Source organism: Hyphococcus formosus (assembly GCF_046736345.1).
In the GTDB taxonomy this organism is placed as follows: Bacteria; Pseudomonadota; Alphaproteobacteria; order Caulobacterales; family Parvularculaceae; genus Hyphococcus; species Hyphococcus formosus.
Map to the genome: position 1 here is coordinate 126,953 of NZ_CP157210.1, position 13,866 is coordinate 140,818.

The following is a 13,866-nucleotide window of genomic DNA, read 5'->3' on the forward strand; positions in this document are numbered from 1 at the left end:
GTCTTTATCTTTTAATCTCCGGCGGTAGTTTACCGTGGCGCGCGAGTGAACTGAGAACGAAGAGAATGCCAAGACCTGCGAAGGGGTCGTTGACCTCCGAGAACTCGTCACTGCTATGTTTTGCGATGTCAAAGGCTTCGACGAGCCTGAAACACGCATCATCGAGATCGACAGCGTCGGATAACGCTGATGTAACATTGCCAAGTTTATGGAAAAAGCCACTATTCTCGTCACTCTTCCACGCCTCGCTGAGGCGGTCGAAGTGAATATCAGACTCGGCAATTTCCTGCGCCGTTGACGCCAACCATAGGCCAGGTGTTTTGGTAATCTCGCCAACACGTACCGCAGGCGGATCATCAATTTCGCCCGTTGTAAAAAGTTGATAGAGTAACCATGGGAAATCTATGCCCGATTTTACCGAATGAAATAGCCCGGCCCAAAAACGTGGATTGACTTCTATGATCGTCGGTTTGTCGTTCGAATTTCCGGTCCACAGAAAGTCAATTTCCGCAACGCCGGTCCAGTTGGTTGCTTTCATCAGTGCTGCGGCTGGTTCCACAAAGGGGCTATCTTCTACGGTTTCACGGATTGATCCCGCGCCGGTTTCCGCAGGAAAAGATTTCAGGTTTCGATAGGCCATATGGGCAATGAGCTCGCCGTCGCGGAATAGGCCAGTGAAGCAATAATCCTCACCATCGACCTTTTCTTGAATAAGCGGGGCTTCGCCAGTTTTTTTCAAAAACTTCTCATGCGCATTGATCGTCTCTTCGGCAGTTTTAAAGGTTTCTATACCGCGCCCGCCGACGCCAGCGATCGGTTTAATCATAAGAGGCGGCGTCATCTCCCGAATCTTCGATGCGGCGATTTCTGGATCATCGGTATGAAGAGTAACAGGAACTCGCGCTTTGGTTTCTGCGGCTGTATCGGCAAGGTGGTGTTTCGGGAATATTTTCTCGATGCTTTCCCAACTCGGCCCCGCGATTTTTATAAACGGCTCAAGGCGGTCACGATTTTTTGCGATTGCCCGCGTATTTTGGAATACCGGCATCAATAAATAGGGACGGTCATCGTCTGGCCGGAACTTTTTAATGTTCTCGATCATGCACTCGAAATAGGCGTCTTCGTCGTCTTCGAGCGCCGGGTGGACGAAAGTGTCCTCCACATGCCGGGAGAATGACTGGACCGTTAATCCGACATTGTCGCAGCCGATAACCTCGACGCCGCGGCGGCTCAGTGATTGTGCAATCACGAGGCTCATTAAACTTCGGCCATAGGTAACAATGACGCGTCCCGGTTTCACAACGTATCCTAACTTTCGCTAATTTTGCCCGTTGCCGCAAAAACGCGCGGAGTGGCCCCTTGGTTCCGCCGGATAGGCATTTGCCGGGTTCACAGCCTATTGGAACCACGAAAATGCGGCTGTGTTTACTACCCGTATGCTAACAGAAATGAGGCAGAAAATGCAGAAACTGGCAATCGCATCATTATTGTTTTTCGCGAGTTCAACGCTAGGTGGCTGCGCGCTTGGTGTCGCTGCTGGCGCTGGTTATGTCGCCCATGATGAGGCCACCGAAAACGACGGAAATTTTGACCCGCTTGAAGAGGTCCGCGGCGAAGGTGACGGCAAGAACTAGGGTTTAAGCCTTGCCACCAGTGAGTGAATTAAATCGTGATTTTCACGGTCAGGAGAAAATATGGCTATCACGGATGAAATAAAAAGTAAGGAAACAAAGCAGGCTTATGAAGAGTTTTTGTCTGACTTTGCGAAATTGCGTGAGGATATAAACACGCTCAAAAAAGACTTTTCCGAACTTACGAAACAAGGCGCGAGCGACGCAAAATCGGCGCTAAAAGAAGGCGCAAACACGGCAGAGGCCCAGACGCGGGAAGCCGTTGAAAGCGCCGCAGATGAGCTGCAGGAAATGCAGCGGCAGGCTGAGCGTGCAATTCGGAAAAAGCCATTGAGCGCACTCGCAGGTGCCGCAGCAATTGGCTATTTCATCGCAACATTGCGTAGGTAGATATGATTTTTCGGGCCATCGAAAAGGCGCATGATGCGGTCGAGGATGTCGCTATTGAAGCGGCCTATGGCATTGCTGCGATCTTGCTGACATGTTGCGCCTATATATTCGCGGCGGTCGGCGTCGTGCTTTGGCTTGCGACCATGATGCCGCTTTATGCGGCGTTGTTGATTGTCGCGATTTTTACGGTCATTTGTGCCGCTATTGTCTATCTGATTGGCCAACGCCCGCAGAGTGAGCCAAAAGAAGAGGAAGAGGCACCGACGGGAAGTAGTCAATTAACGTCCCTCGCCAAATCATTCTCTTCTATGGGAGCACCGCTGGATCTGGTGGCGTCGGGCTTGCTCGCGCGCCAAATGAAGAAAGCACCGATCGCGACGATCGCCGCGACCGCAGCGCTCGGCGCATTCATTTCGGTGATGGCCAATAGCGACGACGGCGAAGGTTAATCAACCGCTTTTGGGGCCAAAACGCGTAATGCTTTTGGCCTGATCTCCACGTTCACGGGGGCGGGCAGCTCCATAGCTTCACCGTCAATTGTAACGGATAAAAACCCGCTTTCATTATCAATGCGTAGCTCTTTGCAGGTGCCGACATCAATCATTGATGAGTCGGCGAGATTGCCTGTAACCGCATCCGTTAACGCCGTGATGAAATCCAATGTGGATGCTGCGCTTGCTACATATAAGCCCAAATCACCTTGGCTCAGCGAAGCGCGGACCGGACGAAGCGCTTCTGCACCTGTATAGATATTGTTTGCGACCATGATGGTGTTGGTTTGCGCATTGCGTTGGGTGCCGTCCACCAAAAGCCGGTAGTTTTCGATTTCCGTATGGGTCAACGCGCCCAAGATCTCGGTTACGGAATCGATGGTTTCGACAATTCCCTCTGCGTCGCGTAATTGCTCGCGCGAATCTGCAACCGCAGTATAAGTGCCGAAGACAATGTTATTTAAAAACGCAAATTCATTGATGAAAGCGATATCAACGCTGCGTTCCTCAAGATCGGGTATTTGCGCAATCGCAGTTCTCAAATCGGGCGAAAAGCCAAGATCCTGCGCAAAGGCATTCATGGTTCCGCCCGGCAAGGGAAGCAGACTGATTTCGTGATTCGTAATAATGCCGGCGATTGCCGCTAAGGTGCCATCACCCCCAAGTGTAATTATAGTATCTATACGACTTTCTTTTGTGGCTTTCTTTGCAGCTTCAATAAGCTTTCCTGGATGTCCGTTTGCAATAGTTACATCCGGCATATCGGGGATAAATTCTGCAAGCCCGGTCAAGGCTTCCTTAACCCCTAGCGTCCGAACGGCACCCGAGGATTCGTTAATGAGAATGAGGACGTTTTTCATAATGGCTAAACATCAACTATTGATCATTGTTCCGTCTTAGGGCGGGCGAACTAAATTTCTCGTCAGGTGTTTAAGGGGCATGTTGAGTGAAAAGCCCCATATCGAACTAAATATCGTCACGATGGATGACGTCCAGCAATATGTTGATGGCCGGCTACCCGCAAACCGTCGCGATATGATTGAAGAAACGCTGATCGAAGATGATCGCGTCCGCGAATATATCATGGTCAAGGCTGACGGACCCCAAGAGCCAACGGATGAGACGATCGACCTGCTCGGGAAAGCTGTCACGCCCTGTAACGACACAATAGCAAAATATCAGGATATGACTTTGTCGGAGTCTGGTGAGCGAATTACCGACTTCGTTAAAGGGCGGTTGTGGAGTCGGCGTCGGCTGTTGGATCAGCTTTTATCGCTGAGTCGCGTCTCTGGGCCCGCCAATGATCAGGACGATGGCGCATTTAGCAATAACGAACCGTCGAAATGCGTCGCGCTGGCGGCAATGGCCGATTTAGAGCTTATGATTCAGTTGCGTAGAGCGTTTGACGCGGCCAAATCCCCGCTCTGGAAAGCGAAAATTGCAGGTTGGATTTCGGACGTTGATAATGATCGTTTGCGCATATCCTGGCTTGCAAGTGACCTTATCTGATAAGAATTTTTGGTAAGGTATTGATTTCTATACCTCGTAGCAATGCTGCGAGGTTTTTTTGTGCTTTAAAACGACATAGGTGACCGATATTATTGGAGTAAGTTACATTTGTATGATAAGCGAAATGCAACTTATTGATTTCTCGTGATTTTGGATAAAAAGATGGCAAGTTCGGAAAATTTGAAGCGTACAGAAAAGCTTCAACTCATGCTGGATGAGGAAGAGTTGAAGGCGATCGACGACTGGCGCTTTGAAAACCGCATGCCTACTCGTGCGGCCGCGATTCGTGAGCTTTTGCGGCGTGGTTTGCTTGCAGCACCACATTTTGCAGAACCCGATACGGACGACGCTTCCACGCGGGATTTTGGTGTTGTAGACGAAAAAGTCCGCGCAACTTTGGGCGACGAGACCAACTAAAAATTCCGAAAATTTAATGCTGGGACGCAGCCGGGCCGGTACTAAACCGCCCGGTTTTTTCGTTGTGGAAAAATCCTCACGCATGAACAGAGGGTTGCCGCCAACGTACACAACATACGTATGTTGTGTACGTTGCCCATGAGCGCACCTAAACGTCATGACATGCCTTAACGCATGGTCTGTTCATTGCTTCACCCTAATGACCGGAGCTAGTTGTGTGCCTTGCTAAAGCCATGTTTCTTATACGCAATATGTACACGAATTACTTTGAAAAATATTTTTGTTCGGTATAGATGGTTAGGTGCTCGCAGCAATTTACAGGTGAAAAAAATGAGCACGACCTTTACAGCAGATGAACTAAACGATGTTCTACCGGCGCTAAATCGTTTTGCTCTATCTCTAACGCGAAACGAAGACGCTGCGCACGATCTCGTGCAAGACAGTGTAGAACGTGCACTGATGAAATCAGAATATTATGAGCCAGGTACAAATTTTCGCTCTTGGATGTTTACGCTCTGCAAGCGACTTTTCTTGAATCAAGTTCGCAAGCAAAAGTCGCGCGGCGTGAATGTTGAGATAAGCGACGCGCCACAGCAGAAAATAGCCGCAGATGCGCCGCAGGACGTGATTCTCGAATGCAGCGAGATGCTCGATTGCTTTGATAAGCTACCAAAGCGGGATCGGGTTGTCCTGTCCCTTATCGTGATCGAAGGCATGAAATACGAGGAAGCAGCGAAACGTTTGCGCGTACCTGTCGGTACGGTGCGGTCGCGTCTTTCACGTGCAAGATCACGATTAAAGGAGATGACGGCGGAGTGGGCTGCGTATCGTAAAGAACCGCTTGGCGACGCAAATAGCGCTGCGCAAATCGCTTAACCCCGATAAAGCGCCTAACAAGATTTAACCCGCCCCTTGGGGCGGGTTATTTATTTGTAATGATTGCGGTGGGGCGATTGCTAAGCCGGAACAATGATGTCGCCATTCTGTTTTTGCTCATGAAGAAGACAGGAGGTCTACAATGAATTCCAAGAATGGCGTGTTTGTTCTGCTGGCGGTGATTGTTATCGGTGTCGGCGCAATCTTTTTAATCAACGAAGCCAATGAAAGCCCATTAGAGAATGCGGCTGAAGATCTCGGTGAGGCTGCAGAAGAAGTTGGTGACGGTCTTGAGGATGCGGGAAATTAGACCCGTCTATATATTCATCGATCAATGGAAATGCGACGCGTTCCGACGGGCCGTCGCGTTTTCTAGCTTATCAGCAGAAATATAATAAATCCGGTTACCATTATACCCGCGATGAAACCAAATAAAATCCAAGCGATTCGTCGGTTGTTCGAGGCAATATCATCTACGTCGCGCATTAGCTGTTCGTGATAAGAGCCATGGGCATCACCCGATTTTAAAATAGTGCTGCGCAATTGATTTTCCTGTGACCGCTGATCGAGGATGGCCCGTAAGGTATCTGGATTGTTTGTAAGCCAGAGGAACACCCGCTCGCGTTCAGCAGGGGATAGCTCGTTATCCAAATAGGATTGCAATTCCAATTCGCTTGGTGGGGATGATTTGTGTATTTCGCTCACTTCAAACCCTGTTTAATTTCTGGCGTCTAGCACCAACATGGGTGCGGTAGAATAGTTCCTCAATTTGTAACAGAAAACCATCATTCCTCGTTCCAGTCGCCTGACTTGTCTCGAATGAATCGGTTTTCCGCTCCACCGGTAAATTTATTGCCCTGCAAAAACCGCGTTTGAACCGTTAGGCCAGACGCCGACGCGAAGATGTCATTATAGGCCGGTGGTTCCTGGCGCGTACGCACCGATGTTGCGGTTCCGGCCTGTATCATCACCAGTTTCCGGTTCTCGATTTCATATAATTTCGCGCTGGAGTGATGCACATGGCCGGTCAGGGCGATATCTAACCCTTTATCGGCGAATGCAGTCATTGCCTCGCGACCGCGCCCCACAATACGGGAGCCGGCTCTACCGGGGCCCTTTGTGAAGGGGTGGTGGGCGGCGATGACTTTGATGTTCTGGGATGGAGCCCGGTCAAGATAGTCGGCCGCATTGATGATTTGTGTGCGCGATATGCGCCCATAGGACCAATTCACATCGAGCGCAGCGCGTCGCGCGGTATTCAAGCCGGCAATCGTCAGCATTTCGTCCGTATAAACCGGATTAATCATGCCCGAGAGAAAGCGCTCAAACCGGTTATAAGGGGTGATAAAGCGCGACCAGAGATTTATAACGGGTAAATCGTGATTTCCCGGGACAATTAGTTTTTTCGCACTCAAAGCGCCCAAAAATTCACGCGCAGCCTCAAACTCTTTCCGGCGTCCCGCTTGCGTCAGATCGCCAGTAATAACCACAATATCTGGCTTGCTGGTTTCGAGATCATCAATTAGCGCGTTTACGGCGTATTCGGACGCCGCGCCGAAATGAAGATCTGAGATATGCGCGATATGTTTCTCGTCATTTGCCATCATATTACTAACACGTGGCGGCCGGAATCGGTCGCGATTCTTTAGCGAAATTCTGTATTCTCGATGTCAGCCTTTTAAAACGGCGGAATTCGGCGGCATCCCCATTTCCGCTTTGACCGAATGGTAAAAGGGGTAGCGCGTTTCCGGCGTAAGAATTGGCTTTCCGCCGATCATTGCAGCGACAAGTGAAAATGTAGATGCGCGATTACTTTGTGCAATTGCATCACATTTTGAAAGACAAAGTAGTTCGATCATAGCGTCTTCAATATTAGTTTTGCGAAGGTTGCTCTCTACTATTTGGTTGTCGTTATCTTGAACCGGCACCACCTTTTTTATCTTGCCAACTCGCATCATTTTCGAAAACGACGCTTCGCCGTCCATGCTATCGCTAAATACGGCATATTTATCGGCACCGTATTTTTTTATCATATTCATGATATGGGTGTTTTCGACGAAATGGACCATTCCCTGAGGTAAAACGCCATACATGATGTTCAAGTAAAGGGGCAATTCGCGATTGAGACCTTGCTTGCGCATCAAAAAGGCTCTGAATTGCTGGCGGTGATGAGCAGCCCGATCCGTTCTCCTTAGATGTACACCAACTAATTTTCTTGCCTGAATATTATTCCGCCACGCCGTTGCTTTTTCATTGAGTACGGTGCGGACCGGTAAGCTACGCAATGACTGGATGAACCGAAAGGCGAATTCGCGTTCCGTCATGCCAAGACTGAAATGCGCATCTAAAGAATTAAAAATTCTAAAGGGTTCCCAAGGATGGGTTTCTATCACTGTGCTATCAGGCGAAGGCGTATCGCACACTGACCAGTTTGGTGTTTCGTCAAAAAGGTCATGATAATTACCGGGGCAGGAGGCGTCGTTGATCCAACGAAATTGTACCGGCCGATCCCCAAAGCAAGCCCTTGCCGCCGCCAGCGCAATAAGCCGATTCCCCACGCCGCCGATTGGCCCCGACCACCAAATTTTTTCCGGTGCTTTGTTAATATTTTTACCCCGTTCTAGGTGGCTCTATTCAAAGGGTCGCAAATTCGTTTGCCGTAAACTTAAAGGTGAATGACGTTACTTATAAGTAAAATGTGCCCCGCTCAATGCGGGATGCCTAACGGGCCATTCACTTCGTCGCAATTTTGCGCGCAATGTCTATGCAATCGGGTTCCGGGATGAAACTATTATATAGGTAAGTCTAATTCGTAATTGTCGGTGATTGGTCGCTTCGGATAGTTTGTGATAATTATTGACGGGGCATATTGGGGGCGGTGCGTGCGATTTATTTATTTTCTATTCGCGATTTTTTTAACGACGGTCAGTGGGAGAGCGTCAGACACTATCGATGATTTCATAGACGCGGAAATGGCGAATGCGGGCGCGCCAGGCCTTTCCTATGCGATAGTGGAGCGCGGCCAGATACAGTCCGGCGCTCGGGGCGAGATCCGTCGCGGTAGCGACGAATTAATCACACCGGACACGCTTTTCCTCATTGGCTCAATTTCAAAAAGTTTCACCGCCGTAGGGGTGATGCAGCTGTTTGAAAAAGGCTCGATAGATTTAGAGAGCGAGATCTCTGCCTATTTACCGAGTTTTGTAGGCCGACCATCTGGCAAAATAACGGTACGACAACTACTGAGCCACACAAGTGGATATTCCACAGTTCAGGGCAACAGTTTCGACACTTCGGCCGATCATGATTTGTCGCGCCAGGTAGAAAAAATGGCGCAATGGTCACCCAAATATGCGGCAGGCTCGAAGTGGCAATATTCGAATGCAAACTATGTCATTCTTGGCGCGATCATAGAGGCGGTCAGTGGTCAAGAATATGCTCGTTATATAGAGAGTAAACTCTTTCTTCCGATCGGTATGACCCGAAGTTTTGTGGCGGAGGGGCGAGTAACTCATCCGGTTGCAATTGGGCATCGACCCTGGTTCGTCGGCAAGTGGCCTTATGCGGATGACCGTTCATACCGCTTAATCGCACCGGCAGGTGGCATTATTGCAACCGCGGATGATATGGCGAAATATTTAGCGGTTATGGTGAACGGTGAAGACGACATCATCAGTGCGCAAAGCAAATCCGCAATGATGCGTCCTGCAAGCGCCACGTCGCCTTATTACGGTTTGGGCTGGTCGGTTAACAGCCAGGCTGGTGTAGCCTTTCATGCAGGCACAAGCCCTGGCGTTGAAACGCTAGCGGTATTGGTGCCTGACGAACACAAGGGCGCTATTGTAATGGTAAATGGCGGTAGCGGGATGGGGTTCGGCGAAACAATAAATCTCCGCAACGGTATTGCCTCAACAGCACTCGGATTGGAATACGCGCCAGAGACAGGACAATTCAGTAGAAAACTGCTTTTCCTGACATTCATTGTGCTGCCCTTTGTATTTATCGCAAGCGCACTTAATGCCGTCATAAACCGGCGCGCATTGCGTTCGAAATCCGGGATCGCGGGCGCATTCAGTTTATGGTTTCCGTTGATTATGACGCTGGGGCTTGCTTGGTGCGCGATTTATTTAGTCCCAAGCCTCTTTGGTGTTTCGATCAAATCTTTAATTTTGTATCTGCCCGATATGGCATGGGCGATGGTGATAACGGCTATAACTGGCGTGTGCTGGGCAGTGCTAAGATTGGGCGTATATTACACTGACCGAAACCGAGGCCCTTGATTTTTTTCCGCCAATTTACGCTCAGGACGGTGATGCTTTTGACTTACCGCTGCGGCGCATTGCCTCTTGAGAATGGCTTGCAATAGAAACCGATTGGTGCCTATTTACTGTCCGGGCGGGAGAACGAAGTGCCACGGTCATTCGAAATGCGATTTCTGGCAATGCGCGCAATTTTGGTTGCGCTGCTCTCGCTCGCCCAATTTGTGCCAACCGGATTCGCAGTAGCGTCTGGCGATGAGGGTGTTGAGCTTGTCATTTGTACGGCCGACGGTGCTAAATCGGTTTCGTGGGATTCCTTAACCGGGGAAGCGTCACCTTACGATCAGCCGTCGGAACACTCAGATCCGGATTGTGCAGCCTGTCTTACATCTTGCCGAATTGCGGCGGCGGACATTAGTGCGCTTGTCCACTTTTCGCATACATGTCCAGAATACGAGTCCGTGGAGGTGGCATTTGCTGCCGCAGCGCCAGCAGTGCACGCGGCTCGTCCACCAATGCCATCCAGGGCACCTCCTGCGTCCTCAATCTAATTATTTGCATAAGTATCAGGCCATCTCGCTTCCGCCATTGGCGGAGTGTGGCCGTGTAAATTCTTTAGTTTGAGGAAATCAATGCGTAATTCAAACCTGCGCGCGATAGCGCTCGCGCCCCTTTATCTGTTCGCAACGCCAGTAATCGCGGCGGACGCCAATACTGATTTTGACGATAGTGATGTCATCACGGTCTATGGTGAACAAACGCTCGATTTTAATCCGGAAGTCGCTAGTCGGCTCGGATTGAGCAATCGTGAAACGCCAGCCATTGTTGACGTAGTCTCGCAACAATCATTGCAGCGCCAAGGCGCTCGCAATGCCATCGAAGCGATGAATTCGGTTCCCGGTGTTGCGTCTGGAAATTTACCGGGCTCGGTTGGTTCTGTGTCCATGCGCGGTTTTCATCGCGCGATCAATTACCTTTATGATGGAGTTCGTCAGCCAAATTCCGACGCCGGTAATCGCAATTATGACGCGTTCATGTTTGAGCGCATTGAGGTCATTAAAGGTCCTGCGTCAGTGTTATCCGGTGAGGGGGCACTTGCTGGCGCAATTAATTTTGTCCCGCGTCAGCCGCATATCGGTGAAACAAGCGGCGAGATCTTGGCAAGCTATGGGAGCCGCGACACGGCGCGCATAGCCGGTGATCTGAATGTTTCTTTGAACAATGCGGCCGCATTCCGCGGAAGCTTGTCTTACGGGCGATCTGACGGATGGGTTGAGGACACAGGCTCTGATAAATTGGCGGGGCGTTTTGCCGTTCTATTAAAGCCGTTAGACGACCTTTCGGTTACGCTCTCCGTTGACTACATCGAGGACGACTTCTCGACCGCCTATTACGGCACGCCTGTTGTATCACCCGAGATCGCGCTAAACCCGTCTAACGCCGTTTCCGGATCTGCGGGTCTCGTGCTTGACCGCGCGATGAGGAACATAAACTTCAACGTCACCGACGGCGATATGGGGTCCGAGACATTGTGGTTGCGAAGCCGCATGAATTACGCAATTTCTGAGTCCTGGAGCATCGTTAGTGATACCAGCTATTATGATTCTGATCGACGATGGCGTGATGCGGATGAATATACATTCAACGCAAGCTCGGGATTGATCGACCGCTACGCAACGCACATCACTCATGATCATCAATATTGGAATCAGAGATTACATCTAAATTATGATGGAGAATTATTCGGCCACCATAATCGGTTTACAGCAGGTTTTGAGATCGGTGAAACCGACTTCTTCACGTTGCGGCGGTTCGGATCGGTGCCCTCTGTGGACCCATTCAATCCGGTTCGCGGTACATTCCCCGAAGAAAATGCCTCGAACTTTTCTTATCGGCAGGACGTTACGGCTGATGTGACGTCAAAAGCATTCTTTGTAGAGAATGCCTTTAATCTGACCCCAGAACTCCTGCTGGTCGGCGGAGCGCGGCTGGATGATTTTGAACTCGACCGCGAAGTTTTGGATATCGGGACGGGAGATATCGATCAATATAGTCGCGACTATGATCCCATCACCTGGCGGTTGGGAGCGGTTTACAGCGTTGTCCCAGAAACGCAGGTTTTTGCCCTATTCACGAATGCAGCATCACCGGTAACCGGTCTGTTCTTCCTCAGCTCTAGCCGCGCATCTTTCGATGTTACAACCGGAAGGTCATTCGAAGTCGGTGTGAAATCATCGTTGATTGATAATCAGCTCCATTTAACCGCATCGCTTTTTCATATCCGGCAAGATGATATCCTAACCCGCGATCCAATTGACCCGTCACTAACGATTCAAGGCGGCGAACAAACATCAAAAGGGGCCGAGCTAGCGCTTTCATGGACGCCAAATGAGGAATGGACAGTAAGTTTAGGCGGTACACTGCTCAATACGACGTTTGAAGGTTTGATTGAGCGGGGCGGCGCTGATCGGTCTGGAAACCGTCCGGCAAATACGCCAGAGCGATTGGCAGATCTTGTTATCACCTATGCGCCGAAAACCCTTCCTGTATCGATTACGGGAATTGTCCGTCACAATGGTGATTTTTACACGGCGAATGATAATGCCGTTAAGGTCGAAGGTTTTACTGTGCTCGACGCTGCAATTTCGTGGGACGCCTCGTTCGGCGTTGTTTCCCTGCGCGGGCGGAATTTGACCGATACCTTCTACGCTGATTGGTCTGGATATTCGTCAGGCCTCGTCTTTATCGGTGAACCTCGTGGTGCCGAGGTTTCCTTTTCTCGCCACTTCTAAAGGTCAATGCGCCAGCTTGTGTTCCATCATGAGCTGGCCCTTATCGGAACAATCACCATGTCTGAATCTTCGATAAAAAGTGAGATTTTAGGGCGCAAAGCGCAATTTCACCGGTTGCTCTTTCGGTTGCATTTTTATGCGGGAATTATCGTCGCGCCCTTTTTGCTAATTCTTGCGGTTACGGGCGCGATTTATCTGTTCGTGACGGAAATAGAAGACCTTGCCCATCCTGATTGGCGCTTTGTAAGTGAGCAGGGTCGCCATCTCTCACCCGAAGAAATGATTGGCGGTGCGATAAAAAAATACCCCGGCGCGACACCAACGCGGATAGATCTTCCTACCGCGCCAAACCGAACCGCGGTGGTATTTCTTACCCCGCAAGAGGGGGAGCCTTTTCGGGTGTATGTCGATCCGGTCTCAGGTGAAGCACTCGGATCATTCATTTATGCGCAAACACTCGTGGGGTTTTCTGACCTTATGCACGGATCATTATTAATGGGCGATAGGGGGGACCTTATTGTTGAGCTTGCTTCGTGCTGGGCAATTATTCTGATCATCACGGGGCTTTACTTATGGTGGCCGCGCACGTCCAATAAACTATGGGGCGTATTTATCCCGCGATTTACCAAGGGCCGTTCAATGTGGCGCGACCTTCATGCGGTTACCGGGGTTTGGGTTTCGTTCTTACTTTTGTTTTTGCTGCTAACTGGTCTTCCATGGTCAACAAATTGGGGCGGATATTTGCAAAAGGCGATGGAATTGGCAGATATCAGTTACCCCGCATCCTACCGATCGCACATCGATCATGATGTAACCACAAGCGATGGGTCCGCGGCAGTGTTAGCGGATACCATGTCGGATATTCCATGGACGTTGGAGACCGCACCAGCACCGCATTCTCACCATGGCGGCAAAACACCAATCAGTATTGATGAGGCAACAAAGAAGTTCGCACAAGAGGGACTAATCACTGGTTATCGATTGGCACTGCCGAGCACGGCACAGGATGTTTATACCGCTTACACCTATCCTGATCAGCCACAGGGACAGCGCACAATCCATTTAGATCAGTATACGGGCGAAGTACTTAACGATGTCAGTTTTTCTGATTATGGTATTGGTGCCAAAGCAGTTGAGCTAGGCGTTGCCCTACATATGGGAAATTATTTTGGCGTTCCAAATCAGCTTTTAATGTTATTTGCAGCCCTTGGGGCCGCCTTGCTTGCGATCAGTGGGCCGGTGATGTGGATGATGCGGCGAAAAAGCGGCCTCGGTGCGCCAAAGGCGATTGGATCGGGAAGGGCAATTTGGGTGCTCGCATCAATTATGGTGGTGTTCGGAATATTGTTCCCCGTACTAGGTGTTACGGCATTGTTCGTCTTTGCGGTTGAGCGCCTTGTCTTGAGCCGCTTTGCGCCCACCCGTGAATGGCTAGGGTTGGCGAACTAGGCTGCATCACTGAAGGATAATAAAACAGAAATGTAGCACACCCGCTCTCGAA

The 13,866-nt window shown here is 50.1% G+C and carries 15 protein-coding genes; 11 read left to right on the forward strand and 4 right to left on the reverse strand.

What is annotated here, in order from left to right:
* Positions 1 to 4: 4 nt before the first annotated feature.
* Positions 5 to 1,258: an ATP-grasp domain-containing protein gene (locus ABFZ83_RS00570; RefSeq protein WP_411817488.1), complete on the reverse strand. Its 1,254-nt coding sequence runs from the start codon at positions 1,256 to 1,258 to the stop codon at positions 5 to 7.
* 202 nt (positions 1,259 to 1,460) lie between these two features.
* Between ABFZ83_RS00570 and ABFZ83_RS00575 the strand changes: the two genes are divergently transcribed.
* From ABFZ83_RS00575 to ABFZ83_RS00585, 3 genes are read left to right on the forward strand one after another with little or no spacing between them, the layout of a single operon-like run.
* Entirely contained in the window at positions 1,461 to 1,634 is a 174-nt protein-coding gene (locus tag ABFZ83_RS00575; protein ID WP_411817489.1) for a hypothetical protein, read from the forward strand.
* Between the two features lie 60 nt (positions 1,635 to 1,694).
* A complete protein-coding gene (locus tag ABFZ83_RS00580) occupies positions 1,695 to 2,021 on the forward strand; it encodes a YqjD family protein (RefSeq protein WP_411817490.1) in 327 nt (108 codons plus the stop codon).
* A 2-nt stretch (positions 2,022 to 2,023) separates the two neighbouring features.
* Complete coding sequence (locus tag ABFZ83_RS00585) at positions 2,024 to 2,470, forward strand: phage holin family protein (RefSeq protein WP_411817491.1); 447 nt, start codon at positions 2,024 to 2,026, stop codon at positions 2,468 to 2,470.
* On the opposite strand, the gene ABFZ83_RS00590 is transcribed toward ABFZ83_RS00585, so the two are convergent.
* Positions 2,467 to 3,372 (reverse strand): diacylglycerol/lipid kinase family protein, encoded by a 906-nt coding sequence (locus ABFZ83_RS00590; RefSeq protein ID WP_411817492.1) that lies wholly within the window; start codon positions 3,370 to 3,372, stop codon positions 2,467 to 2,469. The two genes, ABFZ83_RS00585 and ABFZ83_RS00590, sit on opposite strands and share 4 nt — an antisense overlap.
* Before the next feature lie 79 nt (positions 3,373 to 3,451).
* On the opposite strand from ABFZ83_RS00590, the gene ABFZ83_RS00595 reads away from it, so the two are divergent.
* From ABFZ83_RS00595 to ABFZ83_RS00610, 4 genes are all read left to right on the forward strand, one after another.
* Complete coding sequence (locus ABFZ83_RS00595) at positions 3,452 to 4,021, forward strand: hypothetical protein (RefSeq protein WP_411817493.1); 570 nt, start codon at positions 3,452 to 3,454, stop codon at positions 4,019 to 4,021.
* 162 nt (positions 4,022 to 4,183) lie between these two features.
* A complete protein-coding gene (locus ABFZ83_RS00600; protein WP_411817494.1) occupies positions 4,184 to 4,438 on the forward strand; it encodes a hypothetical protein in 255 nt (84 codons plus the stop codon).
* 330 nt (positions 4,439 to 4,768) lie between these two features.
* The gene (locus tag ABFZ83_RS00605) at positions 4,769 to 5,314 is read left to right on the forward strand and encodes a sigma-70 family RNA polymerase sigma factor (RefSeq protein ID WP_411817495.1); all 546 of its coding nucleotides are present in this window, start codon (positions 4,769 to 4,771) and stop codon (positions 5,312 to 5,314) included.
* 142 nt (positions 5,315 to 5,456) lie between these two features.
* Positions 5,457 to 5,624, forward strand: a complete 168-nt coding sequence (locus ABFZ83_RS00610) for a hypothetical protein (protein WP_411817496.1) — start codon at positions 5,457 to 5,459, stop codon at positions 5,622 to 5,624.
* A 475-nt stretch (positions 5,625 to 6,099) separates the two neighbouring features.
* On the opposite strand, the gene ABFZ83_RS00615 is transcribed toward ABFZ83_RS00610, so the two are convergent.
* Positions 6,100 to 6,921, reverse strand: coding sequence for a metallophosphoesterase family protein (locus ABFZ83_RS00615; protein ID WP_411817497.1), 822 nt, complete (start codon positions 6,919 to 6,921; stop codon positions 6,100 to 6,102).
* Positions 6,922 to 6,984: 63 nt separating this feature from the next.
* Positions 6,985 to 7,707 (reverse strand): hypothetical protein, encoded by a 723-nt coding sequence (locus tag ABFZ83_RS00620; RefSeq protein ID WP_411817498.1) that lies wholly within the window; start codon positions 7,705 to 7,707, stop codon positions 6,985 to 6,987.
* A 489-nt stretch (positions 7,708 to 8,196) separates the two neighbouring features.
* On the opposite strand from ABFZ83_RS00620, the gene ABFZ83_RS00625 reads away from it, so the two are divergent.
* The 4 genes from ABFZ83_RS00625 (at position 8,197) to ABFZ83_RS00640 (ending at position 13,814) form a co-directional block, all read left to right on the forward strand.
* On the forward strand, positions 8,197 to 9,594 hold the full coding sequence (locus ABFZ83_RS00625) for a serine hydrolase domain-containing protein (RefSeq protein ID WP_411817499.1): 1,398 nt from the start codon (positions 8,197 to 8,199) through the stop codon (positions 9,592 to 9,594).
* Positions 9,595 to 9,755: 161 nt separating this feature from the next.
* Positions 9,756 to 10,124, forward strand: coding sequence for a DUF2946 family protein (locus ABFZ83_RS00630; RefSeq protein WP_411818853.1), 369 nt, complete (start codon positions 9,756 to 9,758; stop codon positions 10,122 to 10,124).
* A gap of 81 nt (positions 10,125 to 10,205) precedes the next feature.
* A complete protein-coding gene (locus ABFZ83_RS00635) occupies positions 10,206 to 12,365 on the forward strand; it encodes a TonB-dependent receptor (protein WP_411817500.1) in 2,160 nt (719 codons plus the stop codon).
* A 57-nt stretch (positions 12,366 to 12,422) separates the two neighbouring features.
* Entirely contained in the window at positions 12,423 to 13,814 is a 1,392-nt protein-coding gene (locus tag ABFZ83_RS00640) for a PepSY-associated TM helix domain-containing protein (RefSeq protein WP_411817501.1), read from the forward strand.
* Positions 13,815 to 13,866: the final 52 nt, after the last annotated feature.

Excerpts from the sequence above, each read along its gene's own strand:
- ABFZ83_RS00580 (WP_411817490.1), top strand. The coding sequence starts at position 1,695 with ATGGCTATCACGGATGAAATAAAAAGTAAGGAAACAAAGCAGGCTTAT.
- ABFZ83_RS00605 (WP_411817495.1), top strand. The coding sequence starts at position 4,769 with ATGAGCACGACCTTTACAGCAGATGAACTAAACGATGTTCTACCGGCG.
- ABFZ83_RS00570 (WP_411817488.1), bottom strand. The coding sequence starts at position 1,258 with ATGAGCCTCGTGATTGCACAATCACTGAGCCGCCGCGGCGTCGAGGTT.
- ABFZ83_RS00600 (WP_411817494.1), top strand. The coding sequence starts at position 4,184 with ATGGCAAGTTCGGAAAATTTGAAGCGTACAGAAAAGCTTCAACTCATG.
- ABFZ83_RS00610 (WP_411817496.1), top strand. The coding sequence starts at position 5,457 with ATGAATTCCAAGAATGGCGTGTTTGTTCTGCTGGCGGTGATTGTTATC.
- ABFZ83_RS00635 (WP_411817500.1), top strand. The coding sequence starts at position 10,206 with ATGCGTAATTCAAACCTGCGCGCGATAGCGCTCGCGCCCCTTTATCTG.
- ABFZ83_RS00585 (WP_411817491.1), top strand. The coding sequence starts at position 2,024 with ATGATTTTTCGGGCCATCGAAAAGGCGCATGATGCGGTCGAGGATGTC.
- ABFZ83_RS00640 (WP_411817501.1), top strand. The coding sequence starts at position 12,423 with ATGTCTGAATCTTCGATAAAAAGTGAGATTTTAGGGCGCAAAGCGCAA.
- ABFZ83_RS00615 (WP_411817497.1), bottom strand. The coding sequence starts at position 6,921 with ATGATGGCAAATGACGAGAAACATATCGCGCATATCTCAGATCTTCAT.
- ABFZ83_RS00630 (WP_411818853.1), top strand. The coding sequence starts at position 9,756 with ATGCGCGCAATTTTGGTTGCGCTGCTCTCGCTCGCCCAATTTGTGCCA.
- ABFZ83_RS00575 (WP_411817489.1), top strand. The coding sequence starts at position 1,461 with ATGCAGAAACTGGCAATCGCATCATTATTGTTTTTCGCGAGTTCAACG.
- ABFZ83_RS00595 (WP_411817493.1), top strand. The coding sequence starts at position 3,452 with ATGTTGAGTGAAAAGCCCCATATCGAACTAAATATCGTCACGATGGAT.
- ABFZ83_RS00590 (WP_411817492.1), bottom strand. The coding sequence starts at position 3,372 with ATGAAAAACGTCCTCATTCTCATTAACGAATCCTCGGGTGCCGTTCGG.